We start from the raw sequence: 19087 nt of genomic DNA, 5'->3' as shown, positions 1-19087 counted from the left end.
GTGCCCGCGGCGCGGTGGTACTTTCACAAGGGCCCCCGGGCTGCTGTGCCCCCACCAAAACAGGACAGGTCGACCATGAAGCGCGTCAAGGAGCAGGTGCGCGCACTGCACCGGCTCGAACCCGCCAACGGAGACCACCTTGCCGCCCTCCGCGTGGCCATCAGCGTGGCTGTCCCCTCGTTGCTCCTGCTGGCCCTGGGCCGCGCGGACCTCATCATCTACGCCGTCTTCGGCGCGCTGACCGGCATGTACGGCCGGCAGGAACCGCACCAGCTGCGGCTCCGCCACCAGGGCCAAGGTGCCCTGGTACTGCTCACCGGCGTGGCCGTGGGCGTAACCCTGTCCATCAACCACATCCATTCCTGGTGGCTGGTGGCCGTAGAAGCCACACTGGCCGGCGTAGGCTCGGTCTACGCGGACAGGGTGCGGCTGAAACCTAACGGGCCCTTCTTCGGGATCCTCGCCCTGGGTGCCTGCGCTTCCGTTCCCACCGCGGTCCCCTGGTACGCCGCCCTGCTTATCGCAGCGGGATCGTCGGTGTTTTCCATCCTGGTTGGATTCAGCGGCTGGGTGCGGCGGCGGTCCTGGGAGCCAGGGGCCACCCGGAGCGTTCCGCGCCGTTCGGCGGCGGGGCGCCGGGAGTTGTCGGTGCACGCCGCCCGGTACGTCCTGGCGGTGGGTGCTGCCGGGACGGTGGGCGTCATCAGCGGCAGCGGCCACCCGCACTGGGCCATGGCCGCAGCCGCCGTACCGCTCGCCGGTGCAGACCTCCCCAGCAGCGTCCGGCGGGGTGTCCACCGCATCGTGGGGACGTTCATTGGGCTGGGCGTCACCGCCGTCGTCCTCATTCCCGGGCCGTGGACCCTGTCCGCGCTGTACCCGGCCCTGCAGGAGCCGGTGCACCGGGGTGTGGTGCTGGCCCTGCTGGTGATCCTCTTCCAGTTCGCCACTGAACTGTTCATGACCCGGCACTACGGCCTGGCCATGGTCTGGTTCACCCCTGTCATCCTGCTGATGACCCAGCTGGCCTCCCCCATTGAACCGAGGGTCCTGATCCTTGAGCGGGCCGTGGAGACGCTGGTGGGCGCGCTGCTGGGGATCCTGGTGGTGGTGGCCGTCCGCAGGTCCGGTTCGAGGCCGCAGAAGGGGATTCCCCGGCTTCGAGGCAGGACCTCCGCCCTACTTCGGCTTCCGCGCCGGCCCGGCCATTAGCCGCGCCGGAGCCACCTTGGCCACCGCAGCCACCACTTTGTAGCGCTTGGACGGGATGGACACCGCCTTGCCGCGTTCGTTGTCCGCCAGGCCTTCCCGGACCACCCGCTCCGCCCGCAGCCACGTCCAGGACGGGGCCACCGATTTGTCCATCCCCATCCGGTCGTGGAATTCGGTGTGGGTGAACCCAGGGCAGACAGCGGTGACCTTGACGCCGCGCTTGCAGTAGGCCAGGTTTGCCCACCGGCTGAAACTCACCAGCCACGCCTTCGCAGCCGAGTAGGTGCCGCGCGGCAGGAATGCCGCCACGCTGGCCACATTGATGATCCTGCCGTCCCCGCGTTCCAGCATGCCCTTGAGGGCCGCGTGGGTAAGTACCATGGACGTTTCCGCGTGCAGCTTGAGGTGGCTCGCCTCCTCCGCCGGGTGGTTGTCCTCGAAGTTGTTCAGCAGGCCGATCCCGGCGTTGTTCACCAGGATCCCCACCGGCCGCGCAGGGTCCTTCAGGCGTTCGACGACGGCGGCGACGTCGTCATCCTTCGTCAGGTCCGCGGCGAGCACCTCAGCTGAGATGCCATAGCGGCGCTGGAATTCCTCCGCCGTTGCCGCCAGCCGGGAGGCGTTGCGCGCCACCAGCACCACGTCATGCCCCTGCGCGGCGAGTTGCTTTGCGAATTCGTGGCCCAGGCCGGCGCTGGCGCCGGTGACGAGTGCTGTGGTTCGGGTGCTGGTTGGCGTCATGCTGCAAGCCTAGCCAGCGGGAGCATGTTGTGGGCCGCTAGGCTGGTACCGCCGGCAGCCGGCCGGGCTGCTGCCGTGAGGGGGAAACATGGAACAGCAACACTCCGGGGCGCTCGGATTCCGCGAAGTGGACACACACGGACAACCCGTAGCGCCTGAAGCAGACGGTGCTGAGCCGGCAGGGACGCCAAGGTCATGGCCGGCGCCCAACCCGTTCATCGTGGCGCTGTGGCTGCTGTGCGCCGCAATGATTGCCGGCGGAGCGTCGGCGCTGCTGAACAACCCCATGTCCGTGTCCATGGGAGACCGGGCCACGTTCGACTATCTCGTGTTCGCCTTTGCCCCGCAGGGGATTTCCGGCGGGATTGCCGTCTTGATTGCCCTGCTGTTCTGGCACGCCTGGACCTGGCAGCGCCGGCGGGGCTGGAACCGGAGATGAGGCCCTGACTTGTGCACCAAATAATAAGCATGCTTTGCTTATGGTGACAGATGAACCTCCGCAAGCAGTTCGCGGCGGGACTGCCACCGCCGGCGGTTCCGTGAAGAAGCCCAAGGAAGAACATAATGACCACCGCAATGGAACACCAGCTGACGGCGTCCGGGGAAGGCACCCAAACAGCTGGCCCGGCCTTGTCCACCACCGTACCCGTGGACGCCGGCCTGCTGATGACCTTGAACTCGCGCATGCACTGCCGTACGCCGATGCAGCGCGTCGATCCGGACGAACTTCCGGTCCGGCAGCCCGTCTACGTGGACGGCAACACCGTCGTTGCCCTGCGTCCCGGCTCCGTGCCGGAGAGCATCGTCACCTACCGTTGCGCGTGCGGCTTCACCATCGACGATCCGGGAGCCGTAGCGGCAGTCAGCGACCAGGCCCTGGCCAGCTGACCACCGCCGGCACTCATGCCGGCGTCCTGGTGTCATCCCTCCGGCCAGTCGACAAACTGCTCGTAGCCTTCGTGCTTGCGAAGGTAGCTGGAAATAAACGGGCAGTGCGGGATGATCCGCTTGCCCGTGGCCACCACGTCATCCAGGGCAAAATGCGCCAGGACCTTTCCCAGCCCCTGGCCCTCAAAATCCCGGCCGGTTTCGGTGTGGGTGAAGTCGATGTGCCCGGGAAGGTCGTGGAAGAAGGCCTGCACCGCGAGCTGTCCGTCCACCAGGAGCTCGTACCAATGCTGCTCGTCGTTGCGCCTCAGCGAGACGTTGGCGGTGAACTTGTCCTCCGCGGACGTGGTGTACTCGGTCATGGTTCGACACTGGCACTACTTCAGTCCGCTGGCAATGGTCCATCGGCCATGGCGGCGCCGGAATGCCTGCCGGCGGCCCAGCGGTGAACCCCGCAGCAACAGGAGGGCCACCGAGAAACACACTGTTCCGGCTGCCAGCAGTCCCAGCGACAGTCCGCTGAGTGCGGCATCGGCCACCGGGATGAAGACCACCACGACGGCGGCCCCCGCCATGGCGGGCCGGCAGCGGATGGTGGCGGCCGGCGTCGTCCGGTCCTCCAGGCGTCCGAAGGCTGCGGCCACCGGCAGGAGCAGGATGACCAGCGCCAGCACCACCAGGGGCCGTGACCACCACCATGCGGCGGTGCCGGCGCCGGGCTTGGGAAACGGCACCAGGAGCAGCAGTCCCGACATTGCGCCCAGCAACGGCAGGTGCCACAAGTACACCGTCAGGGACCGGCGGCCCGCCATGGCCACGAGGCGGCCAATCCAGCGGACCTTGGCGAGCGCCGCCAGGACAGGCCGTGCCAGTTCCATCACGGCCAGCTGGGAAACGCCCAGAAGGACCAGGGTGAGGTTGGGTAGATTGAGGTTCACCAGCATGTTGCCGGTATACAGCCCCAGCCCCGTCACTAAGCCCAACGCAAGGTTTGCTGCCAGCGCGATGGCCAGCAGGCCGGAACGGGAAAGCCGGGCCGTCCAGCCGTCGGCCGCCAGGAAGCCCAGTTGCTGCACTGCGCACCAGACGAACACCAGGTTCGCGTAGGCAAGGTTCGGCAGCGCCTCCCGGAGGCAATCCACGGCAACCACGAGGCCGAGGAGCAGGCCGAGCGCCAGCCAGGGGGAACGCGCATGGAGCGCCGCCAGGACCGGAATGTTCAACTGCGCCGCGAGGTAGGCCGCCAGAAACCACAGCGGCATGCCCGCGCCGGTGGCCATGAGCTGGACTACCTGCTGGTCCACCCCGAGGGCACGGGCCAACGACAGTCCCAGGACCATCGCCGCGAGCAGCGCAGTGGCCGGACGGACCAGGCGCAGGAGCCGCGCACGGAGGAACTGGGCCGCCGTGCCGCCCCGCGCCTTAAGCCGGCGCCAGGACTGCAGCCCGGTCACACCCCGGTAACGAAGAACAGGGGCATCACCATGAAGATCCAGATGACCGGGACAAACCAGTCCTGGTCGCCAAGGGTGTTCTCCGTTGTCACGGTCCCGTCCGGGTGGAGGACCGGACTGACCATCATGGAATGCCCCACCACCACCAATGCCAGGCAGACGAAGCGGACAAGGTCGATCGCCGGATCACGGTCCGCCGTGTCCGCCCCGGTTCCTGTCCCCCGCCCTACGGTGCTGCGCATGGGACCTGCAACGATGCGACGCTGCCCACGGCTCTATTGTGCCCCCGTTACCTGCCCGGTTTGAGGACTTCCGTCCCTTCTGCCGCTATTGCAGCACTGCCAGCAGTCCGAGTACGACGGCGAGCAGCGGCGTGGTGCCCTGGGTTGCGGCCGCGCGGAGGTACTTGCGTCCGGTGAGCGCCAGGACGGCGGCCGCCAGCAGCATGGAGCCGCAGCAGCTGAAGATGAGGGTCCAGCCTGCCACGGCCTGCGCCGATCCGGCACCGGCGAAAGCCACAAGGCCCACGCCGATCAAGGCCCCAATGGCGAGGAACAGGTTGTAGAAGCCCTGGTTGTACGCCAGGGACTTGGTGGTTTCGGCGTCCGGCTGGGAGGCGACCCCGAACCGTTTCCACGTGGCGGGCCGGGTCCAGGTGAGGGACTCCATGGTGAAGATGAAGACGTGCAGCGCGCCGGCGAGGAAGGCAAAAAGAAGGGAGGCCAGGATCATGGCTCGATCCTAGCCTCCCCCCTCACCGCGGCTGTCCTATCGCGCCAGCGTGGCCAGCGTGGTGCCGGCAAACCCCTTCGCCGACTGGTTCCACAGCGCCAGCAGGCCCTGGAGGTTTTCACCGTCGGCTCGGTGGGCGGGAAGCTGGTCCTGGAGGGTGGCCAGCACGCCGGTCCGCAGTTCGGTGTTGAAGTTGACCTTGCCCACGTTCATGGCCGCGGCTTTGACCAGTTCTTCGGCCGGGATGCCGGAGGCGCCGTGCAGCACCAGCGGGATGTGGATCCGCGCCGCGATGTCCTGCAGCACGTCCCAGCGCAGCCTGGGCTCGCCCTTGTACTTGCCGTGGACGTTGCCCACGGCGACGGCCAGCAGTTCCGCGCCGGTGCGGGACACGAAGTCCTCCACCTGCGCGGAGTCGGTCAGGCCCGCCACGTCGACGCCGGACTGGCCGGGCTGGAAAGCACGGTCCTCGTCCCCTGCCAGGCCGCCCAGCTCCGCCTCGAGCACCACGTCTGCGCCGAGGAGGGCCCGGGCCGCCCGGACCAGCGCAATGTTGTCCTCATACGGGAGGGACGAACCGTCGGCGAGGACGGAGTCCGCCCCTGCCGCGACGGCTTCGGCCATGACTTTTAGGTCTGAAGCGTGGTCCAGCTGCAAGGCGACCGGCACGTCGGCAGAATCCGCCAGGCCCCGGAGGGCGGCAATAAGGCGGAGTCCGTTGGGGGTGGCGGCGGTCTTGGGGGCCACCAGCAGGATCACGCCCCGGCCGGATTCCTCGGCGGCCGCCACCACTGCCAGCGCGGTGGTGAAGTCGTAGCAGGTGAAGGCCGGCACGGCGGAGCCCTTCTGGAGGGCGGAGGTGACCAAGTAGTCCAGTCGGGTATGCATCAGGCGCCCAGGCCTCCCACCAGGATCCAGGCCACGAAGGTCAGCGCGAAGCCGGCCACGCCCAGGATGGTGGTCAGGACGGTCCAGGTCTTGAGGCCGTCGGACACCGTCAGGCCGTAGTACCGGACGACAACCCAGAAGCCGGCGTCCGTCACATGGGACAGGCCAAGGGCACCGAAACCGATGGCGATGACGATCACGGCGATCTGGGCCGGGCTGTAGCCGCCGCCGCTGACCGCAGCGGACAGCAGGCCGGTGGTGGTCACGATGGCCACGGTGGCTGAACCCTGGGCAGCGCGAAGGGCCAGCGAGATGATGAAGCCCAGGAGCAGCAGCGGCACACCGAGGGTGTCCAGGGTCTTGGAGAGGGCGCCGCCGATGCCGGAAACCTGCAGGACGTTGCCGAACACGCCGCCGGCGGCCACCACCATCAGGATCGAGGCGATGGGAGGCAGGGAGCCCTCGAAGATTTCGCCGGTTTCCTTGAAGGACCAGCCGCGGCGGACAGCCAGCAGGAAGAAGGACAGCGCCACGGCCACCAGCAGGGCCAGGAAGGGGTTGCCGATGAAGGAAGCGAGGCCGTACAGCGGATCGGACTTGGGGATGACGAGCGTGCCCACGGTGCCAAGCAGGATCTGCACGATGGGCGCTGCGATCAGGAAGATAATCAGGCCGGGGCGCGGCGGTGCGACGGCGGCGGCGCCGGGACCGTCGTGGCCTACCTTGACCAGTGACTTGGAACCGAACTCTTCAACCTGGGTCTTCACCGCGGGCAGCAGTTCGTAGTCCTTGCGGTTCATGATGGAAGCCACCCAGTAGGACAGGAAGCCCAGCGGCACGCAGATCAGGAGCGAGATCAGCGCGATCAGTCCGATGTCGGCGCCGAGGACGCCCGCGCCGGCAACGATTCCCGGGTGCGGCGGGACAGCCACGTGGATGGAGAGCATGATGCCGGCCATGGGCAGCCCAAACTTGACCGGGTGCACTTTGGCGATCTTGGCGAAGGCGTACACGATGGGCACCAGCACGATGATGCCCACCTCGAAGAAGACGGGAATGGCCACCAGGAAGCCGACGGCGGTCAGTGCCACGGCCACGCGGCGGGCACCGAGCTTGCGGGTGAAATGGTCGGCGAGGGACTGGACGCCGCCGGACACCTCGATCATGCGGCCCAGTACTGCGCCGAGCGCAATCAGGATGGCGACCTTGCCCATGGTGCTGCCCACACCGCTGGAGACCACCGTGAAGATGTCCTGCAGCGGGATGGTGGCGGCGACGGCCACCAGGATGCTGACGGTCAGCAGGGCCACGAAGGCCTGGATCTTGAAGCGGATGATCATCACCAGCAGGATGGCGATGCCCACCGCTGCGATGGTGAGCAGTACCGGGGTGCCCAGCTCAACGGCGGGCTTGATGGCCGGGGCATCGGCCGCCCGCTGCAGCAGCGGGTTCATCAGGTGGTTCACAGGGGGATGTCTCCTTTGACGTGCCGGTCCCGGGGCAGGGCGGCATCAGGGAATGGTGGGGTGGGGATAAACGTTGCGGGACTGCGCCGGCAACGCTGGGAGGTACGACGACGGCGGAGGGGGGACCGCCGTCGTCGTCGTACCTTTTGCCGCAAGGGCAGGAGGGTGGCTTATCAGGTGCGCTGGGCTACTTGGTGCGCTTTGCCGGCGCGACCACCTTGATGACGGCGGAGTCATCGGCGGCGGCGAGGCCCTGGGCCTGGCCCAGCAGGTAGAGCTGTTCGGCGGCGGCGGCAACGGGGGCCGCCAGGCCTGCGGCGCGGGTGGCCTTGCCCACGATGCCCATGTCCTTGACGAAGATGTCCAGGCGGGACAGCACCTCGGCGCCTTCCTCGTCGTAGGCCTCGAGGATGCGCGGGCCGCGGTTGGAGAGCATGAAGGAACCTGCCGCGCCTGCTTCCAGGGCGGCGAGGGTCTTGGCCTGGTCCAGCCCCAGGGCGTCGGCAAGGGCCAGGGCCTCGGCAGCGGCGGCAATGTGGACGCCGCACAGGAGCTGGTTGACCGTCTTCAGCGCTTGGCCGTCGCCGGGGTTGTCGCCCACCACGGTAAGCGTGGAGGCGAGCAGGTCCAGGGCGGGGGCGGCCTTTTCGCGGGCTTCGGGGGAAGCACCCACGACGATCAGCAGGTCGCCTTCACCGGCGCGCTTGGGACCGCCGGAGAGCGGGGCATCCACCAGGTCCACGCCGTATTCGGCCAGCCTGGCCACGGTGGCGGGGATGGCGTCGGTGCCCACCGTGCTGCCAAGGATCACCACGGCGCCGGGCTCCAGCACGGAGGCCACGCCGTTCTCGCCGAAGAGGACGTCGTTGAGCTGCTCGCCGTTGCGGACTGCCAGGAGGACGGCGTCAGCACCCTTGGCGGCTTCCCGGGCCGTGGTGAAGGTGGCAATCCCGGCTTCCCGGGCCAGCTCCAGGCGGGGCTCGGCGATGTCGAAGCCGTGGACGGTCAGCTGGGAAGCCAGGCGGGTGGCCATGGGCAGGCCCATGGCCCCGAGGCCCAGGACGGTGACGGTGTAGTTGCTGGTCATGGTGTTCTCCTTGAAATTTGCTGGGCCCACGCCGGCGAGGGCCCCGGCCCGAGCCTGCGAGGGTTGGGAGCCGGTGGGGACTAGAACTTGTTGCTGAGCTTGCGGGTGACCTGGGCCAGGGAATGGTCGTCGCCCACGTTGCCGGCGAAGACGATGTACGGGATGCCCTTGGCGGGACCGTCCACGGGCTCCCAGAGGCTGACGATGCCGGGGAGCATGGGTCCGCGGACGATCGCGTGGCGGATTTCCAGTCCGTGGGCTGCGACGTCCGAGGACGTGATGCCGCCCTTGGCGATGACGAACCGCGGCGGGAAGGTCTTCAGGGTCCGGTTGACCACGGCGACGACGGCGGCGGACACCGTACGGGCGATCCGCAGGCTTTCGGCGGGGTCGTCGGTCTTGATCAGCAGGCGGCTGGTGTGGACGATGACGTCCCCGGCGTGGAGGGCCTCGACGACGGCGTCCACGGTCTGGTCCAGGTGGGCTTTAGCGTCCGGTTCGGCACCGAGGAGCTTCTCGACGTCGATCTCAATGATCCGCGCGGAGCCGTGCTCCGCGGTGAGGACGTTGAGCTGGCGCGTGGTGACGCCGACGTGCGAGCCCACCACGATCAGGCCGCCGGCCCCGGACGGGGTGTTGCCGGCGTAGGCCTCCCCGGCCGTGAGTGCGGTGCGTACTTCCTGGCCGATGCGGCCGCGGACGAACGGCGGGCCAACGCGGTACAGGAGCTTCTTCCCGCGGCGCTCGGCTTCTTCCAGGCCCAGGGCCAGCGCGCGGAAGTCGTTCTCGGTGACGATGTCCGCGACGATGGGGGTGGAATCGGTGGCCGGCTCGATGGCATCGGCGATCGCCTTGGCGGAGATGGCCGGGTCCTGCGCGGAGGCACCTGCACGGATGATGTTCAGGTCCAGGACGATCACGGAGTCTGCCGGGAACCGGCCCTGTGACTTCTCTGCGATGTAGTCCGCCATGACGGACGTACTGAAGCCGAAGGAGGCGTCCTTGGCGAACTCGGTCTCGGAGACGGGGACCAGGGTTCCCGCCGCGTCACCGGTGCCGCGCATGTAATGGACGCCGCCAATGGTGAGCCGGCCGGCGTCGGGGAAGGCGGGGACCAGGACGACGCCGTCGGTCTTTTCGCCGCTGACTTCGGCAACCGTGGCTGCGATGACGTCCGGTTCCAGGGGGAAGTGGCCGCGGAGGGTGGAATCGCTCCGGCTGACGAATCCCAGCCGAAGACTGGAACCGGCAGACTCCGCCGAACCTGCCGCTTCAAGCGCGTTGCGGACCACTTCCTCGTTGCGGGCTGCAGCCTCGGCCGGGTCGAGGCTGCGGGTGTTGGTCAGGACATACACGGCGGGCTTGCCCTGGCCGAAGGCCCAGGTGAAATCTTCCACGTCCCAACGGGTGAGCACGGGCAGGTCAGCCACGGACTGCGTGCCGGTGGGGTCGTCGTCGAGCACTACCAGGACGCGGGGAACGTCCGCGTTGGAAGCGGCCAGCGTGGCAGCAACCAGCCTGGCGGGAATCTCGTGGTCTGCCGGATAGGCGGCCAGAACGTCTGCTTCATGCGTCACAGTGCACTCCGTTGTGTAGCGATCCGGGCTCGCGGATCCTGATGTAAAGAAAACTGTAAGATGTCAGACATCTTGCATTCGAAAATTAGTGTGGCACACGGTATACGGACGCGCAAGTACACTTGTCTGACATATCCGCCAGGAGTCGGCCGGGCAGAGTGATCGGGGGGAACATGGCAAGGAAGTCGCTGGTGGGCGTGGTGGCCGATGAGCTGCTGGACCGCATCATCGAAGGCGAGTTTCCGCCCGGTTCCGTCGTTCCCGGCGAGCATGAGCTGAGCGCCCGCCACGAAGTCAGCCGCATGACCGTGCGCGAGGCCATGAAGACACTGCAGGCCCAGCGCATCCTCAGCGTGGAGCGGGGCAGGGGTACCTTCGTCAATCCCTTGAGCCGCTGGGCCTCGCTGGAAGCCGTACTCCGGGCCGCGTCGGAGGGCAAGAACGACGCCGATGCCTCCATCCAGCTCATCGAGCTGCGCAGGATGCTCGAAACGGGCGCCTGCGAACTGGCAGCCGGACGGATTGCCGAGGAGGACATCACGTCCCTCTTCAACTACATTGCGGCGATGAAAGCCGCCCATGGCATTAACGACGTCGCAGCCTTCGTGGAAGCCGACCTCGCCTTCCACGACGTCATCCTGCGCGCCTCCGGCAACGTGTTCGTCTCTGTCCTCTTCGAGCCGCTGCACCGCGTCCTGGAAAAGCGCAGGGCCGAGACCTCCGCCGTTCCGGCAATCCAGGAGCACGCAATCGGCCACCACCAGAACATCGCCGAAGCGCTGGAGTCCCGCGATGCCGCCCGCTCACGCCAGGCCATGGATGCGCACATGCAGCAGACGCTCGATGACCTGAAGCAGCTGGTCCTGGACGCCAAGTAGCCGCCGTGCCCGCGGTTCCCGTTGCCATGGGACCCTGTTCAACGCTCCCGCAGGCCCACTAGGCTTCAGGGACGGCCCGCAACCGGGAGCATCGACGATCACGAGGAGCGAAGTTGTCCAACCACACGTACAGCATTTCTGAAATTGTTGGCACCTCTACCCAGGGAGTGGACGACGCCGTCCGCAACGGGATTGCCCAAGCCTCCAAGACCCTGCGGAACCTCGACTGGTTCGAGGTGAAGGAGGTCCGCGGCCACCTTGAGGACGGGAAGATCGCGGACTGGCAGGTGACCATCAAGATCGGTTTCCGGCTGGAAGAACACTAGGCCACGCAAACTGACCCGCAGCCGGCACCTTTCCAGCGCCGGCTGCGGGTCAGTCCTGTTTTAGGCGCCCCTAGTTCGCGGTGCCCGGGCTGCGCCGCCGCCATACGGTGGGCACGCCGTCGAACGCCGGAAAGACATGGCCTTCGAAGAAGGACAGGACGGTGTGTGGGTCCAGGTCCGGGCTCCAAAGACCCGAAGCCGGGCAGTGCGAACCGGTAGCGGTGGACGCGGCGCCGGCGGATGCCTGGCGTTCCTTCAGCAGGGCGATGCGTTTCATCGTTGAGACCATCCTGGGTGTCGAAAAATGGGCGTGGGTAAGCATGTACTCCCACCCTAGGAAAAGGCCGGCCGCCCACCAATGGGCGGCTGGCCAGAATCAACCCACTTCGATGGACGAATGTACAGTGGCCCACACCCGGGTCCCGCCAGGACGGACCGCTCAGCCCGCGGCTTCGGCCTGGGTGGCGGCAGCGGCGTCCCGTTCCGGGTCCAGGTCCGGCCCGGCGCCGAGGCTTCCCAGCAGGGCCAGCGCGTCCGACGACGGCGACCCCGGTCGGGCGGAATACACCCTCAGCGTCTGGTCGGGATCCTCCGGCAAGACCAGGTTTTCAAAGTTCAGTTCCAGGTCCCCCACGGACGGATGATGCAGCCGGATGGTCCCGGCAGCCCGAGTGGCCACACGGTGCCCCGCCCACCACTTGCGGAAGTGTTCGCTGTGGACAGCCAGTTCGCCCACCAGGTGGCTGGCCTGGGGATCATTGGGGTGCCGGCCCACGTCCAGCCGCAGGGATCCTGCCGCTTCGGCGGCAACCGTCTTCCAGTCCCTGAAGAGCTCCCGCGCCGCGGGGTCCAGGATGGTCCAGCGGGTCAGGTTGCGCTCTGCGGGGGGCAACGAAGGGAAGTCGGTGAACAGGAGGAAGGCCATCCGGTTGCCGGCCAGGACATCATTCCGGCGGCCCAGCACCATGGCGGGAACCTCCCCCACCGCGTCCAGGAGCTGGCGCAGCGCGGGCCGGACACCCTGGGCAGCGTTGGCACCGGGCTCGCGGGGAGCACCGGCGCAGTTCTCGAGCAGGTCCAGCATGTGCGCGTGCTCGCTGCTGTCCAGCCGGAGGGCCCTGGCTACGGCGTCCAGGACCGTGCGGGACGGGTGGATGTTCCGGCCTTGCTCCAGCCGGACGTAGTAGTCGGTGCTGACGCCGGCAAGCCGCGCCACTTCCTCCCGCCGCAGGCCCGGAACCCTGCGTGCCCCTGTGGTGGGTCCCGTCCCGGCGACATCCGGGCTCAGCCGGGACCGCATGGCTTTGAGGAATTTTCCGAACTCGGCGCTTTGACCCATGCAGACCATTGTGCCTGCGTGGGACGGCGCGCTCTACCACGAAGGTAGGACTGGCAGTCCTAGGAAAAACAGGAACAGCCTTGCCTGCTGACTTGCTGGACCGAAATGCATAGGCTCAGGAATGAGCCAGTGGAAACCGATTTCTCTTCCGCGGGGCAGCCGGCAGCAAACTCCGGCACCACCTTCCAAAAGGAGCACTCCCATGTCAGAGCTGACACTCAACAACGGCGTCACCATCCCCCAGCTTGGCTTCGGTGTTTTCCAGGTCCCGCCGGAAGATACCCAGCGGACCGTGGAGGACGCCCTGGAAGCGGGCTACCGCCACATCGATACCGCAGCCGCCTACCGGAACGAAGCAGGAGTCGGGGCAGCCCTCGCCGCCACAGGCATCGCACGCGAGGACATCTTCGTCACCACCAAGTTGCGCAACGGCGAACAGGGCAGGGCGCAGGAGGCATTCCAGAACAGCCGCAAGGCACTGGGCCTGGACTTCATCGACCTCTACCTCATCCACTGGCCGGTTCCGTCGCAGGGCCTCTTCGTCCAGGCATGGAAGGAGATGGAACGGCTTTACGAGAACAAGGAAATCCGCGCCATCGGAGTCTCCAACTTCCTCTCCGACCACCTGGACACCCTGCTGCAATCCACCGAAACCGTGCCGGCCGTCAACCAATTCGAGCTGCACCCCAGCTACCAGCAGGCAGACCTTGCCGCCAAATGCCGCGATTTGGGAATCGCCGTCGAGGCGTACAGCCCCCTGGGGCAGGGCGGGGACCTCAATGGAAACGCCGTCACCGCGATCGCCGCCGCCCACGATGCCACCACCGCCCAGGTGGTGCTCGCCTGGCACCTGGCCAGCGGCAACATCGTCATTCCCAAGTCCGCGAACCCTGCCCGCATCCGGGAAAACTTCGCGGCTTCGTCCCTGAAGCTGTCCGCGGACGAAATCTCCGCCATCACCGCACTGGAGACCGGCGCGCGCATTGGCTCCGATCCCGCCGTCGCCTCCTTCACCCAGATGTAGGTTCCAGCCTGCCCAACCACCGGCTTGGCATGCTTACCCGTTGAAAGGATTCTCCATGCAGTACACCCATCTGGGCCGCTCCGGCCTGAAAGTCTCCCGCCTCTGCCTGGGCACCATGAACTTCGGGCCGCAGACCGAGGAAGCGGACGCCCACAGCATCATGGACTCGGCCCATGAAGCCGGCATCAACTTCTTCGACACCGCCAACGTCTACGGCGGAGCCGACCACCGCGGCTGGACCGAAGAAATCATCGGGCGGTGGTTCGCCAAGGGCGGCGAGCGCCGGGAGCACACCGTCCTGGCCACCAAGCTCTACGGCACCATGACGGACCGCCCCAACGAGTCGAAGCTCTCGGCGCTGAACATCCGCCGCGCCCTCGATGCCAGCCTCAAGCGCCTGCAGACCGACTACATCGATGTCTACCAGTTCCACCACATTGACCGCGACACCCCGTGGGATGAGATCTGGCAAGCCATCGAGGTGGCAGTGCAGCAGGGCAAGATCCTGTACTCGGGCAGCAGCAACTTCGCCGGCTGGCACATCGCCCAGGCCCAGGAAGCAGCGCGCCGACGTAACTACACCGGCCTGGTCAGCGAGCAGTCCATCTACAACCTGTTCATGCGCCAGGTGGAACTGGAAGTCATCCCGGCGGCACAGCAGTACGGGCTGGGCCTCATTCCCTGGTCGCCGCTGCAGGGCGGACTGCTGGGCGGGGTACTGAAAAAGGAACGCCAGGGCGTCCGCCGCACCGAAGGACGGGCCGCGGAAACGCTGAAGAAGCATGAGGGCCAGATCCGCGAGTACGAGGACTTCGCGGACGAACTGGGCCACGAACCCGGCGACGTGGCCCTGGCGTGGCTCCTGCACCAACCCGCGGTGACGGCGCCGATCGTGGGCCCACGCACGCAGGAACAGTTGGACGCCGCCATCCGCGCACTGGATGTCACCCTTGACGCCGACGCCCTCAAGCGGTTGGACGACATCTTCCCCGGGCACCGTACGGCACCGGAAGACTACGCGTGGTGAGCCCAACCGCCACGGAGACGGTGGCGCCGAGGAGCATCCTCTTCATCGGCGGCACCGGGGTCATCAGCGCGGCGGCGGCAGAACGCGCCGCCGCGCTGGGCCACCGGCTGACCATTTTGAACCGCGGCCAGTCAGGCAGGCCTGCCCCTGAAGGCGCGGAAGTGCTGCACGCGGACGTCCGTGACGCAGCGGCTGTGCGGGAGGTGCTGGGCGGGAGGGAGTTCGACGCCGTGGCGGACTTCATCTCCTACACTCCGGACCAGGCGCAAACCAGCATGGAGTTGTTCCGGGAGCGGACGGGCCAGTACGTGTTCATCAGTTCGGCCTCCGCATACCAGAAGCCGCCCACCAGGCTCCCGATCCTCGAATCCACGCCTTTGAAGAACCCCTTCTGGCAATACTCCCGGGACAAGATCGCGTCCGAGGAGCTCCTCTTCAGGGCCTACCGGGAGGACGACTTTCCGCTGACGGTGGTGCGTCCGTCGCACACCTACGACCGCACCAAGATCGCCATGGTGGGCGGCTGGACTGACATTCACCGGATGCGCGCCGGGCTGCCGGTCATGGTCCACGGCGACGGTACTTCCCTGTGGACGCTGACGCACAGCAGGGACTTCGCCAAGGCGTTCGTGGGCCTGCTCGGCCGGCCGCAGGCAGTCGGTGAAAGCTACACCATCACCTCCGACGAATACCTGCCCTGGAACCAGATCTACCGGCTCTTCGCGAGGGCGGCCGGCGCCAAGGAACCCGAACTGGTCCACGTGGCGTCCGAAACCATCGCCGCCCACGACTCCGAACTGGGTTCCAACCTCCTGGGCGACCGGTCCCATTCGGTGGTCTTCGACAACGCCAAGATCAAGTCCCTGGTCCCGGACTACACGGCCACGATCCCGTTCGCGGACGGTGCACGGGAGATTGTTGAGTGGTACGACAGCCACCCGGAGCTGCAGCAGGTCAACGAGGCCTTCATGCAGCTTTCGGACAAGCTCACCGGCTGGGCGCGGCGGGGCGCCTGAGCCTGCGCCGCCGGCACCCCTGAGCCCTCCCGCATCCAGCGGCTGCCCGGCGGCGCCTGCCTGCTGTGCTAATTTCGGCGCATGACGTTGCCCCCTTCCGAACAGCCCGTCGACAAACCTGTCGCCGCCGCCATCGCGCTCCTGGCCGGCCAGGGTTTCGATGCAACGTCCGTTGAGGAACTTGCCGAAGCCTCGGGCATGAGCCGCAGCACGTTCTTCCGACGCTTCGGGTCAAAGGAGGACGTGGTCTTCGCCGACCACGAACGGATCCTGCGCCAGGTGAATGACCGGCTCGCGGAATCCAGGCTCGAGCCCCTGGCCGCCGTCGCGGACGCGGCACTGCTGGTCTTCGAACACCATGTTCGGAACCGCGATACGTCCCGGGCCCGGTATGGGCTCCTGCAGGCGGTTCCGGCCCTCAGGGACCGGGAACTGGTCACGTCGCACCGGTACGAGCGGGCATTCCTGCAATACCTGAACGAGCGGCTGCCGCAGGACGGGCGGAGCGGGTACAAGGCCGTGGCCTTCGCCGCAGCCGTGGTAGCCGTGCATAATGCCTTCCTCCGGCAATGGCTCCGCGCCTCGCCCGACCCCGCGGATGCTGGGGATGGGGACCGGAAAAGGGCCGCAGCCCTCGCGGCCGAACTTCGTACCCTGGCAGAAACCTTCCGGCCCGCACTCCTTGGCCCCGCCGCCACCGCACAACCCGCGCCGACCGTCGTCGTCACCGTTCTCCCGGGCCAGGCCGGCAGGGAAGCGATCGCCCAGGCCGTCCTCGACGCCCTTCCCTAGCTCGCTGCAACCTCCGTGGTACTCAGTTTCTTGACGTGGAACTGCGTTTCATAGCATCCTTGAACCGTGTGGGGCACGCCACACGGCCCCGGCCCCAGCGCCGCCGCTGATTCAAAGGATGCAGATACATGACGACGTCGTCACCCAGCCTCGCGCCCGCCGGCACCGGAGACCCTGCCGGCTTCCCGTCTGGAACGGTAGAGCCGGAGTATGTCCTGACCGAAGCCCTCGGGACGGACCCCGCATCCATCCTGGCCGGCGTCAGCGACGAGGACCGCAGGTACTGGGACCGAGCCCGAAACTTCGTCCAGGATGAGGTCCTCCCTGTCATTGACGGCTACTGGGAGCGTGGGGAATACCCGCTGCACCTCCTCCGCCGCCTGGGCGAACTGGACCTGCTCCGCGATGGCATCACGGTGGAGGGCTTCGCGCCCATGAGCAGCATGGCCGCCGGCTTGGTGAACATGGAAATCAGCCGGGGCGACGGTTCCGTAGCCACCATGATTGCGGTCCAGGGCGGCCTGGCCCTTCGGTCGGTTGCCGAGTGCGGATCCGCGGCACAGCAGGAGCGTTGGCTGCCCGCGATCGCCAAAGGCACGGAATACGCGGCGTTCGCCCTCACGGAACCAACCCATGGCTCCGACTCGGTGGCCCTGGAAACCACTGCCACCCGCTCGGAGGGCGGCTTCCTGCTCAACGGCGAAAAGAAATGGATCGGCAATGGTTCCGTGGGCGGCGTCAGCGTCGTCTGGGCCCGGGGCGACGACGGCCAGGTCCACGGCTACCTGGTTCCACAGGACTCCCCCGGCTACACGGCCAGGAAGATCGAGGGCAAACTTGCCCTTCGCGCCATCTGGCAGGCCCATATCCGCCTGGAGGACGTCTTCGTCCCGGAAGAAAACGTCCTGCCGGGCGCACGTACCTTCAAGGACACAGCCCGGGTCCTGCTGGCGACCCGCCTGGGCGTTGCCTGGTCCGCCGTCGGCCACGCCACGGCCTGCTACGAAACGGCCGTCCAGTACGCCAGGCAGCGCAAGCAGTTCGGCCGTCCGCTGGACGCGTCCCAGATCGTCCAGGAACGGCTGGCCCGGATGCTCAGCGAACTGGCCACCATGCAGCTGATGGTGGTGCAGATGACGCGCCTGGATGAGGCCGGGACGCTTACGCCCGAGCAGGCATCGCTGGTCAAGTACACCTGCACCCGGACCGCGCGCGGCATCGCCTCCAACGCCCGTGACCTGCTGGGCGGCAACGGCATCCTGCTGGAAAACCGGGTTGCCAGGCACCTTGCCGACATTGAAGCCATCCACACCTACGAAGGCACCGAAACCATGCAGGCGCTCATCATCGGCCGCGGCATCACCGGTACCTCCGCCTTCGCCTGAGCCTTGACCACCCGGCTCCGCCACCCGCCATCCCCCCCGAAAGGACTGTTCTTGAACCAGAACGCCAACATCCCCGTCATCCTGGGCGGCGCCCGCACCCCGTTCGGCAGGTTCCGCGGCGGCCTCACACCCTTTTCCTCCAGCGAACTGGGCGCCCATGCCATCCGCGCTGCACTGGAACGCACGGGCGTGGCGCCGGAGCAGATCGGGGCCGTCATTGTCGGCCAGGTGATCCAGGCCGGAGCGGGCCAGGGCCCCGCACGCCAAGCCAGCCTGGCCGCCGGAATCGGCTGGGACGTCCCCACCATCACCATCAACAAGCTCTGCCTGTCCGGACTCACCGCCGTCATCGACGCTGCCCGGATGATCCGCACGGGGGAAGCCGACTTCATCGTGGCCGCCGGCCAGGAATCGATGACCAACGCACCGCACCTGGTCCCCGGGCTGCGCGCCGGCGTCGTCATCGGCGATGCCACCATGCTTGATTCCCTGAACCACGACGGACTGCAGGACCCGGTCAGCGGGAAGCTGATGGGTGAGGCCACCGATTCCGGCAACGCCGAACGCGGAATCACGCGCGAAGAACAGGACGCCGTGGCGGCCCGGTCCCACCAGCGCGCCGAAGCCGCCCGCGCGGCCGGGATCATGGCGGAGGAGATCGCACCAATCGACATCCCGCAGCGCAAGGGACCCGCCGTGACGCTTGAACACGACGAGGGCATCCGTCCGGACACGACAGCGGAATCCCTGGCCCAACTACGCCCGGCGTTCTCCAAGGCGGACACGGCCACCATCACGGCAGGGTCGTCGTCGCCCCTTTCCGACGGCGCCGCGGCGCTGGTCATTGCCAGCAAGGCAGCCGCGGAAGCAGCAGGCCTGGAGTGGATTGCCGAGATCGGCGCCCACGGCCAGACCGCAGGCCCCGACGGCTCCCTGCACTCCCAGCCGGCGCAGGCCATCGAACGCGCGCTCAAGGACCAGGGGCTGACCGTCCAGGAGCTGGACCTGGTGGAAATCAACGAGGCCTTCGCGTCAGTCCTCATCCAGTCCGCCAACGATCTCGGCATCGACGCCGAAACCGTCAACGCCGAAGGGGGCGCCATCGCGCTGGGCCACCCCGTGGGCGCCTCGGGCGCGCGCCTGGTGCTGCACCAGGCGCTGGCGCTGAAACGCCGCGGCGGAGGCATCGGCGTCGTGGCCCTCTGCGGGGGCGGCGGCCAAGGCGACGCCCTCATCCTCACCGCGTAACCATCCC

At 67.5% G+C, this 19087-nt stretch carries 22 protein-coding genes; 11 read left to right on the top strand and 11 right to left on the bottom strand.

The window, feature by feature from the left end:
* The first annotated feature begins 75 nt into the window (after window positions 1-75).
* A complete protein-coding gene (locus tag PV772_RS13625) occupies window positions 76-1212 on the top strand; it encodes an FUSC family protein (RefSeq protein ID WP_347886487.1) in 1137 nt (378 codons plus the stop codon).
* Here PV772_RS13625 and PV772_RS13620 read toward each other — a convergent pair.
* The gene (locus tag PV772_RS13620; RefSeq protein WP_347886486.1) at window positions 1180-1953 is read right to left on the bottom strand and encodes an SDR family NAD(P)-dependent oxidoreductase; all 774 of its coding nucleotides are present in this window, start codon (window positions 1951-1953) and stop codon (window positions 1180-1182) included. The genes PV772_RS13625 and PV772_RS13620 overlap by 33 nt on opposite strands.
* 88 nt (window positions 1954-2041) lie before the next feature.
* On the opposite strand from PV772_RS13620, the gene PV772_RS13615 reads away from it, so the two are divergent.
* A complete protein-coding gene (locus tag PV772_RS13615) occupies window positions 2042-2392 on the top strand; it encodes a hypothetical protein (RefSeq protein WP_141183115.1) in 351 nt (116 codons plus the stop codon).
* A gap of 125 nt (window positions 2393-2517) precedes the next feature.
* Window positions 2518-2841, top strand: coding sequence for a hypothetical protein (locus tag PV772_RS13610; RefSeq protein WP_141158428.1), 324 nt, complete (start codon window positions 2518-2520; stop codon window positions 2839-2841).
* A 32-nt stretch (window positions 2842-2873) separates the two neighbouring features.
* On the opposite strand, the gene PV772_RS13605 is transcribed toward PV772_RS13610, so the two are convergent.
* The 8 genes from PV772_RS13605 to PV772_RS13570 all read right to left on the bottom strand — a co-directional run bounded on the left by PV772_RS13605 (window position 2874) and on the right by PV772_RS13570 (window position 10045).
* Window positions 2874-3203 (bottom strand): GNAT family N-acetyltransferase, encoded by a 330-nt coding sequence (locus tag PV772_RS13605; protein WP_141158429.1) that lies wholly within the window; start codon window positions 3201-3203, stop codon window positions 2874-2876.
* Window positions 3204-3218: 15 nt separating this feature from the next.
* Window positions 3219-4295, bottom strand: a complete 1077-nt coding sequence (locus PV772_RS13600; protein ID WP_347886485.1) for an acyltransferase family protein — start codon at window positions 4293-4295, stop codon at window positions 3219-3221.
* Window positions 4292-4537 carry a hypothetical protein gene (locus PV772_RS13595; RefSeq protein ID WP_347886484.1) on the bottom strand — a complete coding sequence of 82 codons (246 nt, stop codon included), beginning with the start codon at window positions 4535-4537 and terminating at the stop codon, window positions 4292-4294. Before PV772_RS13595 ends, PV772_RS13600 begins: the two co-directional genes overlap by 4 nt.
* A gap of 85 nt (window positions 4538-4622) precedes the next feature.
* Window positions 4623-5027 carry a DUF1304 domain-containing protein gene (locus PV772_RS13590; RefSeq protein ID WP_141158431.1) on the bottom strand — a complete coding sequence of 135 codons (405 nt, stop codon included), beginning with the start codon at window positions 5025-5027 and terminating at the stop codon, window positions 4623-4625.
* A 36-nt stretch (window positions 5028-5063) separates the two neighbouring features.
* Window positions 5064-5915, bottom strand: coding sequence for a class II fructose-bisphosphate aldolase (locus PV772_RS13585; protein ID WP_347886483.1), 852 nt, complete (start codon window positions 5913-5915; stop codon window positions 5064-5066).
* A complete protein-coding gene (locus PV772_RS13580) occupies window positions 5915-7381 on the bottom strand; it encodes a GntP family transporter (RefSeq protein ID WP_347886482.1) in 1467 nt (488 codons plus the stop codon). The genes PV772_RS13585 and PV772_RS13580 overlap by 1 nt, the downstream gene beginning before the upstream one ends.
* A gap of 187 nt (window positions 7382-7568) precedes the next feature.
* Window positions 7569-8468, bottom strand: a complete 900-nt coding sequence (locus tag PV772_RS13575; RefSeq protein WP_347886481.1) for an NAD(P)-dependent oxidoreductase — start codon at window positions 8466-8468, stop codon at window positions 7569-7571.
* 80 nt (window positions 8469-8548) lie between these two features.
* Window positions 8549-10045 carry a four-carbon acid sugar kinase family protein gene (locus PV772_RS13570; protein ID WP_347886480.1) on the bottom strand — a complete coding sequence of 499 codons (1497 nt, stop codon included), beginning with the start codon at window positions 10043-10045 and terminating at the stop codon, window positions 8549-8551.
* A 173-nt stretch (window positions 10046-10218) separates the two neighbouring features.
* Between PV772_RS13570 and PV772_RS13565 the strand changes: the two genes are divergently transcribed.
* The gene (locus PV772_RS13565) at window positions 10219-10923 is read left to right on the top strand and encodes a FadR/GntR family transcriptional regulator (protein ID WP_307358986.1); all 705 of its coding nucleotides are present in this window, start codon (window positions 10219-10221) and stop codon (window positions 10921-10923) included.
* A 113-nt stretch (window positions 10924-11036) separates the two neighbouring features.
* Window positions 11037-11249 (top strand): dodecin, encoded by a 213-nt coding sequence (locus PV772_RS13560; protein ID WP_141158437.1) that lies wholly within the window; start codon window positions 11037-11039, stop codon window positions 11247-11249.
* Between the two features lie 70 nt (window positions 11250-11319).
* Here the strand turns inward: PV772_RS13560 and PV772_RS13555 are convergent, their stop codons facing one another.
* Together PV772_RS13555 and PV772_RS13550 are read right to left on the bottom strand one after the other, a co-directional pair.
* Complete coding sequence (locus PV772_RS13555) at window positions 11320-11526, bottom strand: hypothetical protein (protein WP_056331347.1); 207 nt, start codon at window positions 11524-11526, stop codon at window positions 11320-11322.
* Between the two features lie 162 nt (window positions 11527-11688).
* Window positions 11689-12588 (bottom strand): helix-turn-helix transcriptional regulator, encoded by a 900-nt coding sequence (locus PV772_RS13550; protein WP_141158438.1) that lies wholly within the window; start codon window positions 12586-12588, stop codon window positions 11689-11691.
* 202 nt (window positions 12589-12790) lie between these two features.
* Between PV772_RS13550 and PV772_RS13545 the strand changes: the two genes are divergently transcribed.
* From PV772_RS13545 to PV772_RS13520, 6 genes are all read left to right on the top strand, one after another.
* Entirely contained in the window at window positions 12791-13612 is an 822-nt protein-coding gene (locus PV772_RS13545; RefSeq protein WP_141158439.1) for an aldo/keto reductase, read from the top strand.
* A 55-nt stretch (window positions 13613-13667) separates the two neighbouring features.
* Window positions 13668-14639 carry an aldo/keto reductase gene (locus PV772_RS13540; protein WP_307358979.1) on the top strand — a complete coding sequence of 324 codons (972 nt, stop codon included), beginning with the start codon at window positions 13668-13670 and terminating at the stop codon, window positions 14637-14639.
* Window positions 14633-15655: an NAD-dependent epimerase/dehydratase family protein gene (locus PV772_RS13535; RefSeq protein WP_347886479.1), complete on the top strand. Its 1023-nt coding sequence runs from the start codon at window positions 14633-14635 to the stop codon at window positions 15653-15655. The genes PV772_RS13540 and PV772_RS13535 overlap by 7 nt, the downstream gene beginning before the upstream one ends.
* A gap of 81 nt (window positions 15656-15736) precedes the next feature.
* Window positions 15737-16447: a helix-turn-helix domain-containing protein gene (locus PV772_RS13530; protein ID WP_347886478.1), complete on the top strand. Its 711-nt coding sequence runs from the start codon at window positions 15737-15739 to the stop codon at window positions 16445-16447.
* 128 nt (window positions 16448-16575) lie between these two features.
* A complete protein-coding gene (locus PV772_RS13525) occupies window positions 16576-17832 on the top strand; it encodes an acyl-CoA dehydrogenase family protein (RefSeq protein WP_347886477.1) in 1257 nt (418 codons plus the stop codon).
* A gap of 51 nt (window positions 17833-17883) precedes the next feature.
* Window positions 17884-19080: an acetyl-CoA C-acetyltransferase gene (locus PV772_RS13520; RefSeq protein ID WP_347886476.1), complete on the top strand. Its 1197-nt coding sequence runs from the start codon at window positions 17884-17886 to the stop codon at window positions 19078-19080.
* Window positions 19081-19087: the final 7 nt, after the last annotated feature.

This window comes from Pseudarthrobacter sp. CC12, assembly GCF_039907755.1.
Classification (GTDB): Bacteria; Actinomycetota; Actinomycetes; order Actinomycetales; family Micrococcaceae; genus Arthrobacter; species Arthrobacter niigatensis.
This window is presented reverse-complemented; position numbering and strand designations above follow the sequence as displayed.

Excerpts from the sequence above, each read along its gene's own strand:
- PV772_RS13625 (WP_347886487.1), top strand. The coding sequence starts at position 76 with ATGAAGCGCGTCAAGGAGCAGGTGCGCGCACTGCACCGGCTCGAACCC.
- PV772_RS13620 (WP_347886486.1), bottom strand. The coding sequence starts at position 1,953 with ATGACGCCAACCAGCACCCGAACCACAGCACTCGTCACCGGCGCCAGC.
- PV772_RS13615 (WP_141183115.1), top strand. The coding sequence starts at position 2,042 with ATGGAACAGCAACACTCCGGGGCGCTCGGATTCCGCGAAGTGGACACA.
- PV772_RS13610 (WP_141158428.1), top strand. The coding sequence starts at position 2,518 with ATGACCACCGCAATGGAACACCAGCTGACGGCGTCCGGGGAAGGCACC.
- PV772_RS13605 (WP_141158429.1), bottom strand. The coding sequence starts at position 3,203 with ATGACCGAGTACACCACGTCCGCGGAGGACAAGTTCACCGCCAACGTC.
- PV772_RS13595 (WP_347886484.1), bottom strand. The coding sequence starts at position 4,537 with ATGCGCAGCACCGTAGGGCGGGGGACAGGAACCGGGGCGGACACGGCG.
- PV772_RS13590 (WP_141158431.1), bottom strand. The coding sequence starts at position 5,027 with ATGATCCTGGCCTCCCTTCTTTTTGCCTTCCTCGCCGGCGCGCTGCAC.
- PV772_RS13585 (WP_347886483.1), bottom strand. The coding sequence starts at position 5,915 with ATGCATACCCGACTGGACTACTTGGTCACCTCCGCCCTCCAGAAGGGC.
- PV772_RS13575 (WP_347886481.1), bottom strand. The coding sequence starts at position 8,468 with ATGACCAGCAACTACACCGTCACCGTCCTGGGCCTCGGGGCCATGGGC.
- PV772_RS13565 (WP_307358986.1), top strand. The coding sequence starts at position 10,219 with ATGGCAAGGAAGTCGCTGGTGGGCGTGGTGGCCGATGAGCTGCTGGAC.
- PV772_RS13555 (WP_056331347.1), bottom strand. The coding sequence starts at position 11,526 with ATGAAACGCATCGCCCTGCTGAAGGAACGCCAGGCATCCGCCGGCGCC.
- PV772_RS13550 (WP_141158438.1), bottom strand. The coding sequence starts at position 12,588 with ATGGGTCAAAGCGCCGAGTTCGGAAAATTCCTCAAAGCCATGCGGTCC.
- PV772_RS13545 (WP_141158439.1), top strand. The coding sequence starts at position 12,791 with ATGTCAGAGCTGACACTCAACAACGGCGTCACCATCCCCCAGCTTGGC.
- PV772_RS13540 (WP_307358979.1), top strand. The coding sequence starts at position 13,668 with ATGCAGTACACCCATCTGGGCCGCTCCGGCCTGAAAGTCTCCCGCCTC.
- PV772_RS13530 (WP_347886478.1), top strand. The coding sequence starts at position 15,737 with ATGACGTTGCCCCCTTCCGAACAGCCCGTCGACAAACCTGTCGCCGCC.
- PV772_RS13525 (WP_347886477.1), top strand. The coding sequence starts at position 16,576 with ATGACGACGTCGTCACCCAGCCTCGCGCCCGCCGGCACCGGAGACCCT.